This window comes from Streptomyces sp. NPDC029122 (assembly GCF_055569445.1).
Genome location: NZ_JBVHWK010000023.1, coordinates 102,450 through 120,319, shown reverse-complemented (window position 1 = coordinate 120,319; position 17,870 = coordinate 102,450). Strand labels below are relative to the sequence as shown.

Sequence of the window (17,870 nt, the reverse complement as noted above, 5' to 3'; positions counted from 1 at the left end):
GCCCCATGAGCCCAGCCGATCCCCGAGGCCTCGATCTGCGACGGCTGCGCGGCCACCTCGAGGCCGCGCTGCCCGGGCTCACGGCGGGGCCGCTGAGCGGCCGGCTGATCGAGGGCGGCCGGTCGAACCTGACGTACGAGGTGACCGACGGTGCGGCCCGCTGGGTGGTGCGGCGGCCTCCGCTGGGGCACGTCCTGGCCACCGCGCACGACATGCGGCGCGAGCACCGGGTGATCTCCGCCCTGCACGGGACGGCCGTACCGGTTCCGGGGCCGCTGCTGCTGTGCGAGGACGAGGAGGTGCTGGGGGCGCCGTTCTACGTCATGGAGTACGTGGACGGGGTCCCGTACCGGACCGCCGGACAGCTCGCGGCGATCGGTCCCGAGCGCACCCGGCGGGCGGTCCTGGGGCTGGTGGACACCCTGGTCGAGCTGCACGCGGTGGACCCGGGGGCGGTGGGCCTGGGCGACTTCGGCCGGCCCGAGGGCTTCCTCGACCGGCAGCTGCGCCGCTGGGGGAAGCAGCTCGCGGCCTCCCGGGGCAGGGAGCTGCCCGGGATCGACGAACTGCACGGGGCCCTGGGACGGGCGCTGCCCCGCTCCCCCGCCCCGACCGTGGTGCACGGGGACTTCCGGCTGGACAACGTCCTGATCGGCGGTCCGGACGACACGATCCGGGCGGTGCTGGACTGGGAGATGTCCACCCTGGGCGACCCGCTGACGGACCTCGGCCTGCTGGTGATGTACAGCTCCGACCTGGGCCTGGCCGAATCCCCGGTCAGCACGACGAGCGGGGCGCCCGGCCATCCGGCGCCCGCCGAGCTGGTCGAGCGGTACGCCGCCCGCTCGGGGCGCGACACCGGGGCGATCGCCTGGTACACGGCCTTCGCCTGGTTCAAGCTCGCGGTGATCCTCGAGGGCATCCACTACCGCTACACGCTCGGGCAGACGGTCGGCGCGGGCTTCGACCGGATCGGCGAGCTGGTCCCGGTCTTCATCGCACACGGACTGACCACCCTTCAGGAAGGCTGAGGAGCCGAGCCGCATGGACTTCGCATTCGACACCCGGACCGAGGAACTCCGCGAGCGGCTGCTCGCGTTCATGGAGGAGTACGTCTACCCGGCGGAACCGGTCGCCGCCGAGCAGCGCGCGCGGCTGGCCTCGCCCTGGGACACCCCGGCCGTCTTCGGCGAACTGAAGGCCGAGGCGCGCCGGCAGGGGCTGTGGAACCTGTTCTTCGTGAAGGAGCACGGCCTCGCGGACGGGGAGCACGGTGCCGGCCTGACCAACCTCCAGTACGCCCCGTTGGCCGAGATCACCGGCCGCAGCCCGCATCTGGCGCCGATGGCGACCAACTGCGCGGCCCCGGACACCGGGAACATGGAGCTGCTCGCGCAGTTCGGCGACGCCGGGCAGAAGAAGCAGTGGCTGGAGCCGCTGCTGGCCGGGGAGATCCGCTCCGCGTTCGCGATGACCGAGCCCGAGGTGGCCTCCTCGGACGCGACGAACATCGAGACCCGCATCGAGCGGGACGGCGGCGACTACGTGGTCACCGGGCGCAAGTGGTACATCTCGGGGGCGATGAACCCGGACTGCAAGGTCTTCATCGTGATGGGCAAGACGGACCCGGGCGGCGCCGACCCGCGCCGCCAGCAGTCGATGGTGCTGGTCCCGCGCGACACCCCGGGCGTGGAGGTGCGCCGGGCGATGACGGTGTACGGGTACGCGGACCACGACCACGGCGGCCACGCCGAGGTGGTCTTCGACGGGGCCCGGGTCCCGGCGGGGAACCTGATCGGCGAGGAGGGCGCCGGCTTCGCCATCGCCCAGGCCCGGCTCGGCCCGGGCCGGATCCACCACTGCATGCGGCTGATCGGGATGGCGGAGCGGGCGGTCGAGCTGATGTGCCGGCGCGCGGTGGGGCGTACGGCCTTCGGGAAGGAACTGGCCGCGCAGGGAGTCGTACAGAACTGGATCGCGGACGCCCGGGTCACCATCGAGCAGCTGCGGCTGCTGGTGCTGAAGACGGCCTGGCTGATGGACACGGTCGGCAACCGGGGGGCGCACACCGAGATCCAGGCCATCAAGATCGCCACCCCGCGCGCGGTCGTGGGGATCCTGGACCAGGCGGTGCAGCTGCACGGCGCGGCCGGGGTCAGCCAGGACCTCCCGCTGGCCGAACTGTGGGCGGCCGCGCGGACGCTGCGGCTCGCGGACGGGCCGGACGAGGTGCACCAGCGCTCGCTGGCCCACCGCGAGCTCGGGCGCTACCGGGGGTAGGGAGCCGGGGAGCGGCCCGAGGTCGCCTCGATGACCTCGTCCAGCACCTCGCGGGAGCGGACGAGGTCGCCGATCATCCGGTCGATCCGGTCCCGCTCGGTGGCCGGTTCGGCCACGTCGGGCAGGCTTTCGGCCTTGAACCCGACTCTGACCGACTACCCGGCGGCGCTCACGGATACGGCAGAAACAGCCGACGCCGGGCATGTTCTGGGTCTCGGTGGGAGACGCCCATCGGTGATCCGGAGCCACCGCCAGGGCTGAACGAGGGAAGTCGGCACAAGTTCCGTGCGGCGAATGTGAGAGTGATCCGCCCGCTCGACATCCTTTCTGGCAACCCGACCACCAAGAGATCAGCTGCCACGGGACAGACGCCCCCGCACAAAACAGGGATGACCGAGTGAAGCCAGTCAAGAGAGTCAGCACCATTTGTGCTGCTGCCGTCGCAGCAGTCGCACTCCTCAGCGGTACTGCCGCTCACGCAGATGGCGACGGAGGGTTGCTCGGCCTCGGTCTCCTCAACACCCCCTCCATCACTCTCGCCTGCTTCCCGGCAGGGCAGGTGGGTCAAGGCAACTCCTTCACCGGCGACCAGAACATCAATTGCAGCCAGTCCGCTTCCGCGACGGGGACAACGCCGCCCCCGAGCGGCAACGGTTTGACCGGGCTTCAAGCCGTTCCCGGGAGCGATACTGTCGAGCCCGGGCAGACAGCCATCGCAAGCGCGACCTGCCCGACGGGGACGACGGTTACGGGCGGCGGGTTCACCACGTCGCCCAATGACTCGTGGAATGTGAACAGCTCTGATTTCGTGGCAACTCCCGGTGCCGATAGCGGAGGTGGTTGGGTCGCGATCGCCCTGAACACCGGTAGCGGGCCCCAGACGCTCCGCGTCACTGCGCTGTGCTACGACCAGGCGACCTGACGACCACTCCAACGGTCACAGCCACTCATTGATGGCGGCGACCAGCACGGTGGCTTCGACGCGGAGTGCGAGGTTGTCGAACCGGGTGGCCACTGCCCGGTTCCGCTTCAGCCGGTGACGTGACCGGCAGCAACGGCCTCAGTACCGCCCACTGGTCATCTGAAAGACCCTCGCCCCACACCGAGATCATCACGGCACGAGGCGAGACACGGACCCTCGTTCCAAACGCCCCCTAGGGGCGCAGGGAGCGCAGCAGGAGGTCGGCGAGGTGGTCGGCGACCTGGTGCGGGGTCAGCGGGCCGTCCGTGCGGTACCAGGTGGACAGGTGGTGGACGGAGCCGAAGTAGTAGTCCACCACCAGGTCGGCCGGCGTGGCCGTGGAGAACACCCCGGTGCGCTGCCCCTCCTCGACCAGCGCGCGGAAGCGTTCGTGGTAGCGCCGGCGCTCCGCCCGTACCTGCTTGTACTTCTCCGGGCTGAGCTGGTGCATCGACCGGAAGAAGATCATCGCGTCGTCGAGGTTCTCGATGGTGGTGACCACGACGTCGGCGGCGGCGGCCCGCAGCCGCTCGCCGACGGGGGCGTCGGATCCGGCCACGGCGTCGAGCCGCTGCTGCTGGAGGCGCAGCATGCGCGCGTACACCTCGTGCAGCAGGTCGTCCTTGGAACCGAAGTAGTGGTACAGCGCCCCCTTGGTCACCCCGGCCGCCTCGACGATCTCCTGCACGGAGGTGCGGTCGTAGCCGCGTTCGGCGAAGAGCCTGGTGGCGACGGCCAGCAGCCGCTGCGGCACCGGGGTCTCCCGGTTTCCGTCCTCGGGGCCCTCGGTGGTCCTGGCGGCCATGGTGCTCGCCTTCCTCTCCTGATCCTGACCTGTCCCGCACTGTACGACCGTCCGACGATTTTCAGCCGCGCTCGCGCAGTTCTCGTCGCAGGATCTTGCCACTGGTGGTCTGGGGAAGAACAGGCAGGATCTCGACCTCGCGCGGGTACTTGTACGCGGCCAGGCGCTGGGCGCAGTACGCGGCGAGTTCCGCCGGCCCGGCCGAGGCCCCTGGGCGCAGGGTCACGTAGGCCTTGACGCTCTCCCCCCGGTAGGCGTCGGGGACACCGACCACGGCCGCCTCCCGTACGGCGGGGTGGGTGTGGAGGACGTCCTCCACCTCCCGCGGCCAGACCTTGAACCCCGAGGCGATGATCACGTCCTTCTTGCGGTCGACCACGTAGAGCCAGCCGTCGGGGTCCATGAACCCGACGTCCCCGGTGCGCAGTTCGCCGTCCGGGAAGGTTTCGGCGGTGGCCCCGGGCAGTCCCCAGTAGCCGGGCACGACCTGCGGCCCCCGTACGGCGATCTCCCCCGTCCGGCCGAGGGGCACCTCGCGGCCCTGCTCGTCGAGGATCCGTACGAGGGTCTGCGCGCCCGGGACCCCGACGGAGAGGGTGCCGGTGGCGGGGTCGACCGGCGCTTCGAGGTGCGCGGGGACCGAGGCGCAGGAGGCGGTGCACTCGGTGAGGCCGTAGCCGTTGCGCAGGTAGAACCCGAAGGAGGCGCGGAGGCGCTCGACGAGGGCGGGCGGGAGCGGCGCGCCGCCGGAGGAGACCACCTGGAAGGAGGCGAAGTGGTCCCGGGTGGCGTCGGGGTGGGCGGCGAGGGCCGTGAAGGCGGTGGCCGGGCCGATGGTGTAGGCGGGGCGGTGTTCGAGGAAGGCGTCGAGGACGGCCCCGGGGTGGAAGCGGTGCGCGAGGACGAGGGTGCCGGCGTTGACGAAGCAGGCGGCGAGCTCGCAGACCATGCCGGTGATGTGGAAGAGCGGGGCGAGGGCGAAGTACCCGGCGCCCTCGGCGAGGGGGTGGCCGGTGACCTGCCGGGTGGCGTTGTAGGTGACCGCGCCGTGCGGGTTCACGGCGCCCTTGGGGGTGCCGGAGGTGCCGGAGGTGTAGCTGATGAGGGCGGCGTCGGCAGCGCCGAGCCCCGGATCGGCCGGCGCGGGGCGGCCCTGCCGGGCGACGGCGAGCAGATCGGCGGGGGCGTCGGGGTCGCCGGAGGCGGCCGGGGCGCCGGGGGCGGCCGGGGCGCCGGGGGCGGTCGGGGCGCCGGGGGCGGTCGGGGCGCCGGGGGCGGTCGGGGCATCGGGGGCGCCGGAGGCGGCCGTGGCTTCGGGGGCGCCGACCGGGTCGGCCGGCGGGAAGACCCGGGGGTCGTTGCGGGACTGGAAGTCCGTGGCCCGCGCGGTCAGGACGACCCGTACCCGGCTCCCCGGCACCGCCGCGCGCAGGTGCGCCCGCCACGTCCCGCCCTCGCACACCAGCGCCGCGGCACCGGAGTCCCGCAGGACGTGCCCGGCCTCCGCGGACTTGTACATCGGGTTGAGCGGGACGACCACCGCCCCGGCCTTCCAGGCGGCCAGCACCGCGAGCACGAAGTGCGGGGTGTTCTGCAGCATGACCGCGACCCGGTCGCCCCGACCGATCCCCCGCCCGGCCAGGTACCCGGCGAGGGAGTCGGACAGCGCGTCGGCCTCGGCGTAGGAGATCCGGCCGTCGAAGTACGCGAGGGCCGTACGGCCGGGGGCGCGGGCCGCGGCGGCGCGGAACGCGTGCAGGACGCTCGGCGGCGGTGCCACGGGGGCCAGCTGGGCGGGACTGAGCCGGCGCAGCCAGGGCCGGGCGGCGTAGGGGGACCCGGTGGCGGGGGGCGTCACGAGCCCTCCCACTTCTGCTGGAGGCGGTTCATGGAGTGCAGCCACCGGTCGGGGCCGGTCGCGCGGGCGGCGTAGAAGTCCGCCACCTCGGGGTGCGGGAGGATCAAGAACCGGCCCTTCTCCATGCCGTCGAACAGTGCTTCGGCGACCGTTTCCGGCTCGATCGCGGTCGGCGCCAGCACGAGCTCCCCCGCCGAACCGGACGCGGTCAGCATGTCGGTGCGCACCCCCTGCGGGCAGATGGCGTGGACCTGGACGCCCCGGTGGCGGTAGGTCAGCGAGAGCCATTCCGCGAAGGCGAGGGCACCGTGTTTGGTGACACTGTACGGGGCGGCTCCGATCATGGTCAGCAGTCCGGCGGCGGAGACCGTGGACACGAAGCGGCCGCCGCCCCGCTCCAGCCAGTCGGGCAGCAGGGTCCGGGCGGCGCGCACGTGCGCCATGACGTTGGTGTCCCAGGCCGCCTCCCAGACGGCCTCGTCGGCGAAGGCGTCGCCGCCGGAGGCGAGTCCGGCGTTGGCGCAGTACACGTCCACCGTGCCGCCGAGGGCCTCGCGGGCCCGCTCGGCGACCGTGGAGGCGTCACCGGGGACGGCGACCGCCCGGGGGCCGATGGCGTCCGCCACGGCGACGGCCTTGGCGGGGTCGAGGTCGTTGACGGCCACGGTGGCCCCTTCGGCGGCGAAGCGGTGGGCGAGTGCCGCGCCGATGCCGCCGCCCGCGCCGGTGACGACGACTCGCTGGTCCTGGTACGCGCTCACGGGGATCACCTTTCGTCACTGCCTGCCGGACCGGCCGGATCCCGGGCAGACTAACCAGTCGGTATGTGACGGCGGAAGGGTGCGGGGCCTAGGTCGTCCCTTTCGGATCTTGCCGGTCAAGCCCGCGTCGGCCGGGCGGTGCATCGCAAGGCGGAGCGCCTCCCGATGACTGGACGTCCTCGGGTGCCGCGACAACGCGGCGAGGTGCGGTGCGGCGCCGGGCGGCGTGGGTCAGGCAAGATCCGGAAGAGACGGCCTAGCGTGGCGGGATGACTCTGTCGCGACGCGGGGTGCTGGGACTGGCGGGGGCCATGGGGGCGGCGGGGGCGGTCGCCCCCGCGGGCGCGGCCGCGGGAGCCACGGCCGGGCGGGTGCGTACCGGTTTCGAGCGGCTCGCCGCCGGCGGGTACGCGGAACTCGCCGGGCAGCGGATCGGGGTGGTCACCAACCCGACCGGGATCACCGCCGACGCCCGCCACCTGGTCGACGTACTGCACGCCGACGAGCGGGTGGACCTGGTCGCGGTGTTCGGGCCGGAGCACGGCTTCCGGGGGACGGCGCAGGCGGGCGGGTCCGAGGCGGCCACGCGGGACCCGGCCACCGGGCTGCCGGTGTACGACACGTACGGCAAGAGCGGGCAGGGGCTCGCGGACGTGTTCACGGCGGCGGGGATCGACACGGTCGTCTTCGACATCCAGGACGTCGGGGCGCGTTTCTACACCTACATCTGGACCCTGTACGACTGCATGCGCGCGGCCTCGCTGGCGGGCAAGGCGGTGGTGGTGCTGGACCGGCCCAATCCCGTGGGCGGGCGGCGGGCGGCCGGACCGGTGCTGGAGCGGGCGTACGCGAGCTTCGTGGGCCGGGAGCCGATCGCGCTGGCACACGGGATGACGGCGGCGGAGCTGGCCCTGCTGTTCAACGGCGAGTTCCCGGGCGCCGGACGGGTACGGCTGCGGACGGTGCCGATGTCGGGGTGGCGGCGGGAGTCGTTCTTCGGGGCGACGGGGCTGCCGTGGGTGCCGCCGAGCCCGAACATGCCGACCCCGGACACGGCGCTCGCGTACGCGGGAACCTGCCTCTTCGAGGGCACCAACCTGTCCGAGGGCCGGGGTACGACCACGCCCTTCGAGGTGGTCGGCGCGGAGGGCGTGGACCGGCGGTGGGCGGAGGCCGCGAACGGGCTGGGGCTGCCCGGGGTGTGGTTCCGGGAGACCTGGTTCACGCCCGCGTTCTCGAAGCACGCCGGAAGGCTCTGCGGCGGGGTCCGGCTGGTGGTGCACGACCGGGAGGCCTTCGACCCGGTGCGGGCGGGGATCGGGCTGCTGGTGACGGCGCGGCGGGTGTGGAGCGGGTTCGGCTGGCGGGCGGACCACTGGATCGACCGCCTGACCGGCTCGGACCGGGTGCGGACGATGGTGGACGCGGGCGCCGGGGTGGAGGAGATCGCTGGCGCCTGGGAGGCCGGGCTGGCGCGGTTCTCGGCCGTGCGGGAGCGGTACCTGCTGTACCCCTGACGCGGGCGGGGGCTTCCGCACGGACCGGTGACGTCACGGGTCTGGCCGACGCGGCCCCGCGGCGGGATGCTGCGAGCACCGGAGGCTGCGCGCGTGAAGGGGGAGGCCATGGTGGACAGCGGTGGTGCGGCCGGAGCGGGGATCGGGGTGGGCCCGTACCGGGAGCTGACCTTCGACGCCCAGGGCGACGTGGATCCGGCCGCCAGGGCGGCGGTGGCCCGGATCGAGGCGACGGACCTGCTGGTCTTCGCCCACGGCTGGAACAGCGACCGGCCCACCTCGACCAGGCTCTTCGACCGCTTCTTCGCCCCCTTCCCGGGGCTGGTGGGAACAGGGGTGCGGCTGGGGTACGTGGGGGTGGTGTGGCCCTCGATCCGCTTCCCTGACGAGCCGATACCGGACTTCGAACCGCACGGCGCGCTGCCGGGGGCGGAGCCCGGGACGGCTCTGGACGCTGCCGCGCGCGCGGCCCTCGCGGTGTTCTGGCCGGGACGGGAGGCGGAGCTGGACCGGGTCGCCGCGCTGCTCGCGGAGCAGCCGCGGTCGCCGGCCGCGTTCGCCGAATTCGGGTCGCTGGTACGGCAGCTGGTGCACGCCGACCCGGCGGGCCCGGCCGTCGCGCCGGGGGTTCCCGCCGTCGCGCCGGGGGTTCCGGCCGTTTTCGTACTGGACACCCTGGAGGTGTGCGGGAGGCTGGCCGAGGCCCTGGCCGAAGCGGAATCCGTACCCGGATCCGCCGTCGGCGGCGGGCCTCGCTCCCTGTGGCGCGGTGCCAAGGAGCTGCTGCGCCAGGCCACGTACTACGAGATGAAGAAGCGGGCCGGGGTGGTCGGCGAACACGGGCTCGGCCCGGTCCTCACCGACCTCGCGGGACGCCGGCCGGCCCTGCGCGTCCATCTGATAGGCCACAGCTTCGGCGCCCGGGTGGTGTCCTTCTCCTTGCGGGCCGTACCGGACGGCGCCCGGCACGTGAAGTCGCTGACGCTGCTCCAGGGGGCCTTCTCCCACTACGCGTTCAGCGAGCGGCTGCCTCACGACCGGGGGCGCGGCGGCGCACTGGGCGGACTCCAGCGCAGGGTGGACGGGCCGGTGGTGGCCTGCCACTCCGTCCACGACTCGGCGCTGCGGGTGTTCTATCCGCTGGCCTCCCGGATGGCGGGCGATTCGGCCGGTCTGCTCGGTCTCGACGAGCGGTGGGGCGCGGTCGGGCACGACGGGGTGCGGGCGGTGTCCGGCGCGCGGCGGCTGAGCCTGGAGGCCGCCCTGCGGGACGGGCTGCCGGAGGCCGGTTGCGTCAGTGTGGACGCGGGCTCCGTGGTCCGGCGGGGCGGGGCTCCGTCGGGGGCGCACAGCGACATCTGCCATGCGGAACTGGCTCGGATCGTGGTCACCGCGGGACGCATGGGACGCTGATTTCCGGCCATGTGCCACCCGTACGCCTCGACCGCCCCCGCATGCGCCCACACCCCGCCGGGCATGTTGGGCACGTCGCGGGGGGTCGCTTCGTTCGACGGAGTGACGCGGTCACGGGTATGGGCATGGCACGGCGGAGGTGAAGGTACGTTGGCAGGTTTTCGGAGTCTGGCCTATCAGGTGCGCGACGCACGCAACGACCGGGCCCTGCGGCGCCACTCGCTGCGGCGCTGCCTGGAGCGCTTCGCGCCCTATGGGCACCGGGCGACGTGGTGGCACCTGTGCGACCGGCACGGGATAGCCCCGGAGGACCGCGGCGCGGATCCCCTGCGGCTCGTCGCGGCACTGGAGGAGCTGGAGGACGCGCGGGCGGTCTGGCTGGAGTACGAGCGGCAGTTCGCGGAACGGCGCAGACGCGAGAAGCACGACGGTGTGCGGCGGCCGGAGTGGGCCTGGGGCGGCAGCGGGGACGCCGTGGTGCGGTGCGCCGATCCGGGGGTGCGGCCGGAGGGGACGCTGGGCGAGGTGCTGCGGCGGCTGGTCTCGGCGCTGGAGTCGGAGCCGGGGACGGCGTGCCCGGTCTGCGGCCAGGAGGAGTTGTTCTGGCCCGCCGGGCTGGCGGTGCCGGGGTCGTGGGCCGGGGCGTGGGCGTGGGACGGGCCGGTCTGCGGGGGCTGCGGCATCGTGGTGCCCCGGCCGGCGCTGGCGGGCTCGGCCGTGGTGCACCAGGCGGCGGGCGCGGCGTGAGCGGGCCGCGCGGCGCCGGTGCGGCGGTGCTCCAGGCCGCGTTGAACGGCTCGCGGGACGCGGCCGACGGCGCGGCGGTGCCGCTGTCCCCGGCGGATCTGGCCCGGTCCGCGCTGGAGGCGGTGGCCGCCGGGGCCGGCGAGGTGCTGGTGCACCCGAGGACCCCGTGCGGGCGGGAGAGCCTCTCGCCCCGCGTGGTCGGGCCCCTGCTGGAGGAGGTGCGCGGCGCGGGGGTCCGCGTACCTCTGACGGTTCCGGCGGGTGTAGCGGCCGAGCCGGACGCGGCGGGGCGGCTGGAGCGGGTGCGGTCCTGGACGGTGCTGCCGGACCGGGCGGCGGTGCCGTTCGCGGAGCCCGGGGCGCGGGAGCTGGCGCGGGCCCTGCTGGAGCGGGGGGTGGCGGTGGACGCGGTGGTGCCGCTCGGGGGCGGGGCCGGGCCGGAGCCGCTGGCCCGGTTCCTGGAGTGGGCCGCGCCGGAGCCGGGGCGGGTCCGGCTGGTGGCGGAGCTGGCGGAGGCCGACCCGGCGCTGGTGGTCGGGCTGCGCTGGCTGCCGCCGGTGCCGGTGGTGCTGTACGGGCGGGAGGCCGCCGCCTGGCCGGTGCTGCGGCTGGCCGCGCGGTGCGGTGCGGGCGCGCGGATCGGCGTGGCTCAGGTGCTGCACCTGCCGGACGGGCGGCCGGCGCGCTCGAACGCCGAACTGGTGGCGGCCGCCCTGGAGTTCCGGGACCGGGCCGCTACTGGGACAGCCGGGAGCCGGTGATGCGCCCGCCGAAGACGTCGTCCGGGTTGGACAGGGCGCAGTTCTTCAGCGAGAGGCAGCCGCAGCCGATGCAGTCGGACAAGTGGTCGCGCAGACGGCTGAGTTGCTCGATCCGCTGGTCCAGTTCCGTGCGCCAGTTCTCGGACAGCCGCGCCCAGTCCGCCGGAGTGGGGGTGCGCTCCTCCGGCAGTTCGGCCAGGGCCTCGCGGATGCTGGCGAGCGGTATGCCGACGCGCTGGGCGGCGCGTACGAAGGCGACCCGGCGCAGCGCCTCACGGCTGTAGCGGCGCTGGTTGCCGGCGGTGCGGCGGCTGCTGATCAGGCCCTTGGTCTCGTAGAAGTGCAGGGCGGAGACGGCCGCCCCGCTGCGCGCGGACAGCTGGCCGACGGTCAGTTCGTGGACTTTCTCGGGAATCTGCGGCACACGCCCGAGCCTAGCCGGAGGTCCGTTGACAGACGCACCAGGCCCCAGCATGCTGAGCAAGCGCTTATTCGCCTGAGCGCCGGAACCGGAACCGCCGGCGGAACCGGTAGTGGAACCGGCAGCGGACCGCGGAAGCCGGCAGTGGACAGCGGAAGACAGGGGCAGGGCATGGCCGAACCGAGGATCTTCACATCCGCCGAGGAGCTGCGCGCCGGCATCGGCGAGCCGCTCGGCCCGAGCGGGTGGCTGGAGGTGGACCAGAAGCGGATCGACCTCTTCGCGGACGCGACCGGGGACCACCAGTGGATCCACGTGGACCCCGAGCGCGCCGCCACCGGCCCCTTCGGTTCCACCATCGCGCACGGCTACCTGACGCTGTCGCTGCTGCCGAGCCTGGTGCCGCAGGTCATGCGGGTCGAGGGCATGCGGATGGGCATCAACTACGGCACGGACAAGGTGCGTTTCCCGGCCCCGGTCCCGGTCGGCTCGCGACTGCGCGCCACCGCCGTCATCACGGCGGTCACCGAGGCGGGCGAGGGCGTACAGGTCGCGGCGACCGTGACCGTCGAGCGCGAGGGCGGCGAGAAGCCGGTGTGCGTCGCGGAGTCGGTGTCCCGCTACTACTTCTGAGCCGCCCCGGCGGCCGGGCGCGCGCCCACCATCCGGAGCACGAGGTCGGCGTACAGCGCGCCGACCTCGTCGGGCGTGCGCGGGCCGGCGGTGCTGAACCAGCGGGCCACGTCGATGCACAGCGACAGCACGGCGAGCGTGGTGCCCGGGACGTCGGGGACGTCGAACTCCCCCGCCCGCACGCCCTCGGCCAGGATCCGGCGCACGGCCGCGTCGCTCAGCCGGCGCAGGGCGACGATCTCGGAACGGTGCTCCGGGGCGAGCGCGTCGAGCTCGTACTGGACCACGCGGGCGGTGGTGTGGTGCGCGGCGTGCCAGCGCACGAAGGACCGTACGGCCGCGTCCAACCGGTCGGCGGCCGTCCCCGGACCGGAGGCGGCGGTCTCCAGGATCTCCAGGGCCTTGTCGTGGCCTATCCGGCTGATCCGGTGGAGCAGCTCTTCCTTGGTCTTGTAGTGGATGTAGAGGGCGGCGGGGCTCATGCCGGCGCGGCCGGCGATGTCGCGGGTGGTCGTCGCGTGGTACCCGCGCTCCGCGAAGGCTTCGACGGCGGCCACGAGCAGCCGCCGCGCGGCGTCGGGGGTGACCTCCGACCACGGCTGGTAGCCGCCGGTCGTCTCCGCCGCGCTGTCCATCGCTCGCCCACCCTCTTCGTCCACCGGGAAGACGCCAGCTTACCGGAGGGTGAGCAAGCGCTTAGGGCAGTGACCGCTTCCGGGCTGCGTGGCGGGCCCGTTCCCGGCTACTTCGGCGAGAAGGGGTCGTACTCCGCCATGATCTTCTCCATCCGGGCCTGGTCGACCCGGCTGACGATCTGCGTCGCCTCCTGGCGGTCGCGGACGACCTTGGCGAGGGTGAAGGCCGAGGTGGTCAGGTAGAGGACGGCGATGCCGAGGAAGGCCCGGACCCAGCCGTCGACGTCCATGGTGTAGATCCCGACGGCCACGGCCGCGAGGGCGATACCGAAGGAGGCGACGGCCTGGCCGTAGTACGCCCCCGTGTGCTGCTGCTTGACCGGTGTCTCGTTCATGGGCCCAGGATCGGACGCCGTGACCCGGGCCACATCCGCACGGGTACTCAGACGGGTACTCAGACCGCCCGCCCCCGCCCTCGGGGCGGTTTCCCTCCACGACCGGGGTTCAGAAGGCGGAAACCCCGGTGCGGGCGCGGCCGATGAGCAGCTTCTGGATCTGGCTGGTGCCCTCGTAGAGGGTCATGACGCGGGCGTCGCGCAGCAGCTTCCCCGCCGGGTACTCGTCGACGTAGCCGTAGCCGCCGTGCACCTGGAGGGCGTTGCCCGCTGCCCGCACGGCGGCTTCGGAGGCGAAGAGCTTCGCGGTGGAGGACTCGGTGGCGAAGGGCTGCCCGCGGTCGATCAGGTCGGCGACCCGCCAGGTCAGCAGCCGGGCCGCGTCCACGTCGACCGAGATGTCGGCGATCAGCTCCTGGACCAGCTGGTGCTGGGCGATCGGCTTGCCGAACTGCTCGCGCCGGCCCGCGTACGAGACCGCCGCGTCCAGCGCGGCCTGGGCGATGCCGACGCAGCCGGCGGCCACCGACATCCGCCCCTTGGCCAGCGCCGACATGGCCACGGAGAAGCCCTTGCCCTCGGGGCCGAGCATCGCGGAGGCGGGCACGCGGACGCCGTCGAGGGTGAGTTCGGCGGTGGCCTGGCCGCGCAGGCCGAGCTTGCCGTGGACCTCGCGGCGGGTCAGGCCGGGGCTGTCGGCGGGGACGAGGAAGGCGGAGATCCCCCGGTGGCCGGGCGTGCCGGCGTCGGTCCGGGCGAAGAGGAGGACGACATCGGCCCAGGTGCCGTTGGTGATGAACATCTTGCTGCCGGTGATGACGTACGCGTCCCCCTCGCGCACGGCGCGGGTGGTGAGGGCGGCCGCGTCGGAGCCGGTACCGGGCTCGGTCAGGCCGAAGCAGCCGAGCGCGTCGCCGGAGCACAGTCGGGGCAGCCAGGCCCGCTTCTGCTCCTCGGTGCCCCAGGCGGCGAGGGTCTTGGCGACGAGGCCGAGGGAGACGGAGACGATGCCGCGCACGGCGGAGTCCCCGCGGCCGAGCTCCTCGGTGACCAGCACGTAGGAGAGGTGGTCTCCGCCGGAGCCGCCGTACTCCTCGGGGACGGTGAGGCCGAGGAAGCCGAGGTCGCCGAGTTTCCTCACGATGGAGCGGTCCACGCTCTCCGCGCGGTCCCACTCGGCGGCGTACGGGACGATCTCGCGGTCGGTGAAGGCGCGGGCGAGGCGGCGCACGGCCTCCTGCTCCTCGCTGAGCTCCAGGTTCACGGGGTCCCTCCGGGGCCTGCCGGCCGCTCGCGGCTCTTAAACTAGCAGCGGTAGTTTATGTCGGGGCAGGGCCTACTATGTGGCGCATGGCCAGACCGCGCAAGCCCCTCCTCAGCAGAGACCGCATCGTCGAGGCGGCGGGCGCGCTCGTGGACGCGGAGGGGCTGGAGGCGGTCTCGACGCGCCGGCTGGCTGCCGCCCTCGGGGTGAGCGGGCCCTCCCTGTACAACCACTTCCGCACCAAGGACGCGATCCTGGACGCGGTCGCGGACGCGGTGAGCGCGAAGGTCGACCTGTCGATGTTCGACGGCGGCAAGGACTGGCGGGGCGCGCTGTACGACTGGGCGCACTCGTACCGGGAGGCCCTGGCGGACCATCCGAACATCGTGCCGGTGCTGGCGCGCGGGCCGGGCCGGCGCCCGGCGGGGCTCCGGCTGGCGGACGCGGTGTTCGGCGCCATGACGGCGGCGGGATGGCCCCCGGCCCACGCGACCCGCATCGGCGCGCTGATGCGGTACTTCATCCTGGGCTCGGCGGTGGCCTCCTTCGCCCGGGGTTTCGTGGACGACGAGGCGGCGTACGACCCGGCGGACTACCCGCACCTGGGCCAGGCCCACCTGCTGGCGGAACGGCAGCGGGAGGTGGACGAGGGCGCCTTCGAAACGGGCCTGACGGCCCTGCTGGACGGCCTGACCGTCCAGTACGAGGGGCTGCAGGCGGGGTCGCCGCAGGTGTAAGGGGTGGTGGCCGGGGGGCGGTTCCGGGCACCGGGGGCCGCGCGTCGGCGCGGTCCCCTGGGGCGGCCGGTCAGAACACCACGAGCGAGCGGCCGCCCTTGCCCTCGGTCATCGCGTCGAAGGCGGCCGGGATGCCGTCGAGGGTGATGCGGTCGGTGACCATGGAGCCCAGGTCGAGGCGGCCGGCCCGGACGTGTTCGGCGATGACCGGGAGGTCGCGGGCCGGATCGCTGTTGCCGTACACGCAGCCGCTGAGGGTGCGCGCGAAGTGGAATATCTCCAGGGCGTGGAAGCTCACCTGCTGGTCCTTGCCGCCGATGCCGACGACGGTGGTGCGGCCGCCCCGGCGGGTGGACTCCCAGGCGGCGCGGATGGTCCCCGCGCGGCCCACGCACTCGACGGCGACGTCCGCGCCCTGCCCGCCGGTGAGGCCGCGGATCTGCTTGGCGGTGGTGTCGGAGGCGAGCACGAAGTCGGTGGCCCCGGCCGCGCGGGCCAGTTCCTCCTTCGCCGGGGAGACGTCGACGGCCACGATCGGCCCGGCCTGGGCGATCCGGGCGGCCTGGAGGGCCGCGAGGCCGACCCCGCCGACGCCGAACACCGCCACCGACTCGCCCGGGCGGACCTGGGCGCTGTGGTGCACGGCGCCGTAGCCGGTCAGGACGGCACAGCCGAGCAGGGCGGCCTCGGCGAGCGGGATCCCGGCGGGTGCGGGCAGCACGCAGTTCGCCGCGACGACGGTCTCCTCGGCGAAGGCGGCGACGTTGAGCCCGGGGTGCAGCTCGGTGCCCTCGGCGTCATGGGCGTACACCGCGCCGACCCCGGCCAGGGCCTTGACGCAGAGCCAGACCTCGCCGATCCGGCAGTGGTGGCACTCCCCGCAGGAGGGTGCCCAGTTGAGCACCACTCCGTCGCCCGGGGAGACATGGGTGACCCCGTCGCCGACGGCGAGGACCGTCCCGGCGCCCTCATGGCCGAGGACGGCGGGAACGGGCACCCGCATGGTGCCGTCGGTGAGGGAGAGGTCGGAGTGGCAGACCCCGGCCGCGGCGAGCCGCACCCGGACCTGCCCGGGTCCGGGATCGGGCAGCACGATCTCCCGTATCTCCAGCGGGGCTCCGACGGCGGGCAGGATGGCGGCGCGGACCATGGTCGTCGTCTCCGTGTGGTGAGGCTGCTGGGACTGCTGGGGGTCGGGGTGTCAGAACTGGAGGGACTTGGTCTGGAGGTACTCCCCCAGGCCGTGCGCGCCCAGCTCGCGGCCGACGCCCGACTGCTTGTAGCCGCCGAAGGGCGCGAGCACGTTGAAGCGGCCGCCGTTGATGTCCACCTGGCCGGTGTCCATCCGGCGGGCGAACGCCACGGCCGTCTCCTCGTCCGCCGCCCACACCGCGCCGCCCAGGCCGTAGACCGTGCCGTTGGCGATGCGCAGGGCGTCGTCGTGGTCCTCGTAGGGGAGGATCGCCAGCACCGGGCCGAAGATCTCCTCCTGGGCGATGGTCATGTCGGGGGTGACGTCCGCGAAGACGGTCGGCGCGATGAAGTACCCGCGCTCGTGGGGCGCGTCGAGTCCGCCCGCGACGAGGCGCGCGCCTTCCGCGACGCCCTTGGCGATGTAGGAGCGGACGCGGTCGCGCTGAGTGGCGTTGACGACCGGCCCGAGGCGGGTGCCCCGGTCCCGGGGGTCGCCCGAGGGGTAGGCGGCGACGGCGGCGGCCGCGAGGGCGACGGCCTCCTCGTACTGGTCCCGGTGGACGAGCATGCGGGTGAGGGCGTTGCAGCTCTGGCCGGAGTTGTTCATGACGTTTCCGACGCCGGCCTTGACCGCCTTGGCCAGATCGGCCCCGGGCAGGATGACGTTCGCCGACTTGCCGCCCAGCTCGAGGGCGACGCGCTTGACGGCCGCGCCGGCGATGGCGCCGATCTTCCTGCCGACGGCGGTCGAGCCGGTGAAGGAGACGAGGTCGACTCCCTCGTGCTCGGCCAGCGCCTGGCCGGCGACCGGGCCGGTACCGGTGACCAGGTTGAAGACTCCGGCCGGGATGCCCGCCTCGTGCACGGCTTCGGCGAAGAGCTGTGCGGTCAGCGGGGTGTCCTCGGCCGGCTTGAGGACGATGGTGCAGCCGGCGGCGAGAGCGGGTGCCACCTTGGCAACGACCTGGTGCAGGGGATAGTTCCAGGGCGTGATGGCCCCGACCACGCCGACCGGCTCGAGGAACACGGTGGAGTTCCCGACGCGCTCCTCGAAGGCGTGGGAGGCGCCGAGTTCGGCGTAGGAGGAGGCCACCGCGATCGGCGCGCCGACGTGGACGGCCTCCGCGAAGCCGAGCGGGGAGCCGAGCTCGGCGGTGATGGTCTCGGCGAACTCGCCCTTGCGGGCGACGAGCGCGTCACGCAGGGCGCCTATCAGGGCGGCCCGCTCGGCCGGAGCCGTGGCCGCCCAGCCGGGGAAGGCCGCGCGGGCCGCGCGTACGGCCGCGTCCACGTCCTCGGCGGTGCCGGCCGGGACGGCGGCGATGACCTGCTCGTCGGCCGGGTTGACCACCTCGATCCGGCCGGCTCCGGCGGCGGGCCGCCATTCCCCGCCGATGTACATCCCGTCATGGGCCTTCATGGCATTCCTCCCGAGCACGTCCGAACGCATGGACCGACTTCGCCAGCACACCCTACAAACTAGCGCCG

The 17,870-nt window shown here is 73.8% G+C and carries 17 protein-coding genes and 1 pseudogene; 8 read left to right on the top strand and 10 right to left on the bottom strand.

The annotated features are described in order from the left end of the window. Window positions 1–5: 5 nt before the first annotated feature. Both ACZ4WZ_RS24770 and ACZ4WZ_RS24765 read left to right on the top strand, forming a co-directional pair. Entirely contained in the window at window positions 6–1,031 is a 1,026-nt protein-coding gene (locus ACZ4WZ_RS24770) for a phosphotransferase family protein (protein WP_467893504.1), read from the top strand. 13 nt (window positions 1,032–1,044) lie between these two features. Next, on the top strand, window positions 1,045–2,280 hold the full coding sequence (locus ACZ4WZ_RS24765; RefSeq protein WP_467893502.1) for an acyl-CoA dehydrogenase family protein: 1,236 nt from the start codon (window positions 1,045–1,047) through the stop codon (window positions 2,278–2,280). Here the strand turns inward: ACZ4WZ_RS24765 and ACZ4WZ_RS24760 are convergent. From ACZ4WZ_RS24760 to ACZ4WZ_RS24745, 4 genes and pseudogenes are all read right to left on the bottom strand, one after another. Beyond that, window positions 2,268–2,396, bottom strand: a pseudogene (locus ACZ4WZ_RS24760) (MerR family transcriptional regulator); the annotation flags it as partial. The gene ACZ4WZ_RS24765 and the pseudogene ACZ4WZ_RS24760 overlap by 13 nt on opposite strands. A 1,038-nt stretch (window positions 2,397–3,434) precedes the next feature. After that, entirely contained in the window at window positions 3,435–4,046 is a 612-nt protein-coding gene (locus tag ACZ4WZ_RS24755) for a TetR/AcrR family transcriptional regulator (RefSeq protein WP_388943506.1), read from the bottom strand. A gap of 61 nt (window positions 4,047–4,107) precedes the next feature. Next, on the bottom strand, window positions 4,108–5,904 hold the full coding sequence (locus tag ACZ4WZ_RS24750; protein ID WP_467893500.1) for a class I adenylate-forming enzyme family protein: 1,797 nt from the start codon (window positions 5,902–5,904) through the stop codon (window positions 4,108–4,110). Continuing rightward, complete coding sequence (locus ACZ4WZ_RS24745) at window positions 5,901–6,671, bottom strand: SDR family oxidoreductase (RefSeq protein ID WP_467893533.1); 771 nt, start codon at window positions 6,669–6,671, stop codon at window positions 5,901–5,903. The genes ACZ4WZ_RS24750 and ACZ4WZ_RS24745 overlap by 4 nt, the downstream gene beginning before the upstream one ends. A gap of 263 nt (window positions 6,672–6,934) precedes the next feature. Between ACZ4WZ_RS24745 and ACZ4WZ_RS24740 the strand changes: the two genes are divergently transcribed. The 4 genes from ACZ4WZ_RS24740 (at window position 6,935) to ACZ4WZ_RS24725 (ending at window position 11,103) form a co-directional block, all read left to right on the top strand. Continuing rightward, on the top strand, window positions 6,935–8,182 hold the full coding sequence (locus ACZ4WZ_RS24740; RefSeq protein WP_467893498.1) for an exo-beta-N-acetylmuramidase NamZ family protein: 1,248 nt from the start codon (window positions 6,935–6,937) through the stop codon (window positions 8,180–8,182). Between the two features lie 108 nt (window positions 8,183–8,290). After that, window positions 8,291–9,595, top strand: a complete 1,305-nt coding sequence (locus ACZ4WZ_RS24735) for a serine-threonine protein kinase (RefSeq protein WP_467893497.1) — start codon at window positions 8,291–8,293, stop codon at window positions 9,593–9,595. A gap of 150 nt (window positions 9,596–9,745) precedes the next feature. Beyond that, entirely contained in the window at window positions 9,746–10,342 is a 597-nt protein-coding gene (locus tag ACZ4WZ_RS24730) for a hypothetical protein (RefSeq protein WP_467893495.1), read from the top strand. Beyond that, the gene (locus ACZ4WZ_RS24725; protein ID WP_467893494.1) at window positions 10,339–11,103 is read left to right on the top strand and encodes a 3-keto-5-aminohexanoate cleavage protein; all 765 of its coding nucleotides are present in this window, start codon (window positions 10,339–10,341) and stop codon (window positions 11,101–11,103) included. Before ACZ4WZ_RS24730 ends, ACZ4WZ_RS24725 begins: the two co-directional genes overlap by 4 nt. Here ACZ4WZ_RS24725 and soxR read toward each other — a convergent pair. Next, window positions 11,078–11,527, bottom strand: a complete 450-nt coding sequence (soxR, locus tag ACZ4WZ_RS24720; RefSeq protein ID WP_467893493.1) for a redox-sensitive transcriptional activator SoxR — start codon at window positions 11,525–11,527, stop codon at window positions 11,078–11,080. The genes ACZ4WZ_RS24725 and soxR overlap by 26 nt on opposite strands. A gap of 168 nt (window positions 11,528–11,695) precedes the next feature. Here soxR and ACZ4WZ_RS24715 point away from each other — a divergent pair, with 168 nt between their 5' ends. After that, window positions 11,696–12,157 carry a MaoC family dehydratase gene (locus ACZ4WZ_RS24715; protein ID WP_467893491.1) on the top strand — a complete coding sequence of 154 codons (462 nt, stop codon included), beginning with the start codon at window positions 11,696–11,698 and terminating at the stop codon, window positions 12,155–12,157. Here the strand turns inward: ACZ4WZ_RS24715 and ACZ4WZ_RS24710 are convergent. The 3 genes from ACZ4WZ_RS24710 to ACZ4WZ_RS24700 form a co-directional block, all read right to left on the bottom strand. Next, window positions 12,148–12,792, bottom strand: coding sequence for a TetR/AcrR family transcriptional regulator (locus tag ACZ4WZ_RS24710; protein ID WP_467893489.1), 645 nt, complete (start codon window positions 12,790–12,792; stop codon window positions 12,148–12,150). The genes ACZ4WZ_RS24715 and ACZ4WZ_RS24710 overlap by 10 nt on opposite strands. 107 nt (window positions 12,793–12,899) lie before the next feature. After that, window positions 12,900–13,187, bottom strand: coding sequence for a YiaA/YiaB family inner membrane protein (locus ACZ4WZ_RS24705; protein ID WP_125602665.1), 288 nt, complete (start codon window positions 13,185–13,187; stop codon window positions 12,900–12,902). A gap of 109 nt (window positions 13,188–13,296) precedes the next feature. Beyond that, on the bottom strand, window positions 13,297–14,451 hold the full coding sequence (locus ACZ4WZ_RS24700; RefSeq protein ID WP_467893487.1) for an acyl-CoA dehydrogenase family protein: 1,155 nt from the start codon (window positions 14,449–14,451) through the stop codon (window positions 13,297–13,299). Window positions 14,452–14,537: 86 nt separating this feature from the next. Between ACZ4WZ_RS24700 and ACZ4WZ_RS24695 the strand changes: the two genes are divergently transcribed. Next, window positions 14,538–15,188: a TetR/AcrR family transcriptional regulator gene (locus ACZ4WZ_RS24695; RefSeq protein WP_467893485.1), complete on the top strand. Its 651-nt coding sequence runs from the start codon at window positions 14,538–14,540 to the stop codon at window positions 15,186–15,188. A gap of 70 nt (window positions 15,189–15,258) precedes the next feature. On the opposite strand, the gene ACZ4WZ_RS24690 is transcribed toward ACZ4WZ_RS24695, so the two are convergent. Both ACZ4WZ_RS24690 and ACZ4WZ_RS24685 read right to left on the bottom strand, forming a co-directional pair. Further along, on the bottom strand, window positions 15,259–16,338 hold the full coding sequence (locus tag ACZ4WZ_RS24690) for a Zn-dependent alcohol dehydrogenase (protein WP_467893483.1): 1,080 nt from the start codon (window positions 16,336–16,338) through the stop codon (window positions 15,259–15,261). A 51-nt stretch (window positions 16,339–16,389) separates the two neighbouring features. After that, window positions 16,390–17,802, bottom strand: a complete 1,413-nt coding sequence (locus ACZ4WZ_RS24685) for an aldehyde dehydrogenase family protein (protein ID WP_467893481.1) — start codon at window positions 17,800–17,802, stop codon at window positions 16,390–16,392. Window positions 17,803–17,870 lie beyond the last annotated feature (68 nt).

What these genes read in the sequence shown, in the direction of transcription:
- ACZ4WZ_RS24735 (WP_467893497.1), top strand. Translation starts at nt 8,291, where the DNA reads ATGGTGGACAGCGGTGGTGCGGCCGGAGCGGGGATCGGGGTGGGCCCG.
- ACZ4WZ_RS24770 (WP_467893504.1), top strand. Translation starts at nt 6, where the DNA reads ATGAGCCCAGCCGATCCCCGAGGCCTCGATCTGCGACGGCTGCGCGGC.
- ACZ4WZ_RS24690 (WP_467893483.1), bottom strand. Translation starts at nt 16,338, where the DNA reads ATGGTCCGCGCCGCCATCCTGCCCGCCGTCGGAGCCCCGCTGGAGATA.
- ACZ4WZ_RS24695 (WP_467893485.1), top strand. Translation starts at nt 14,538, where the DNA reads ATGGCCAGACCGCGCAAGCCCCTCCTCAGCAGAGACCGCATCGTCGAG.
- ACZ4WZ_RS24685 (WP_467893481.1), bottom strand. Translation starts at nt 17,802, where the DNA reads ATGAAGGCCCATGACGGGATGTACATCGGCGGGGAATGGCGGCCCGCC.
- ACZ4WZ_RS24765 (WP_467893502.1), top strand. Translation starts at nt 1,045, where the DNA reads ATGGACTTCGCATTCGACACCCGGACCGAGGAACTCCGCGAGCGGCTG.
- ACZ4WZ_RS24740 (WP_467893498.1), top strand. Translation starts at nt 6,935, where the DNA reads ATGACTCTGTCGCGACGCGGGGTGCTGGGACTGGCGGGGGCCATGGGG.
- ACZ4WZ_RS24710 (WP_467893489.1), bottom strand. Translation starts at nt 12,792, where the DNA reads ATGGACAGCGCGGCGGAGACGACCGGCGGCTACCAGCCGTGGTCGGAG.
- ACZ4WZ_RS24715 (WP_467893491.1), top strand. Translation starts at nt 11,696, where the DNA reads ATGGCCGAACCGAGGATCTTCACATCCGCCGAGGAGCTGCGCGCCGGC.
- ACZ4WZ_RS24705 (WP_125602665.1), bottom strand. Translation starts at nt 13,187, where the DNA reads ATGAACGAGACACCGGTCAAGCAGCAGCACACGGGGGCGTACTACGGC.
- ACZ4WZ_RS24755 (WP_388943506.1), bottom strand. Translation starts at nt 4,046, where the DNA reads ATGGCCGCCAGGACCACCGAGGGCCCCGAGGACGGAAACCGGGAGACC.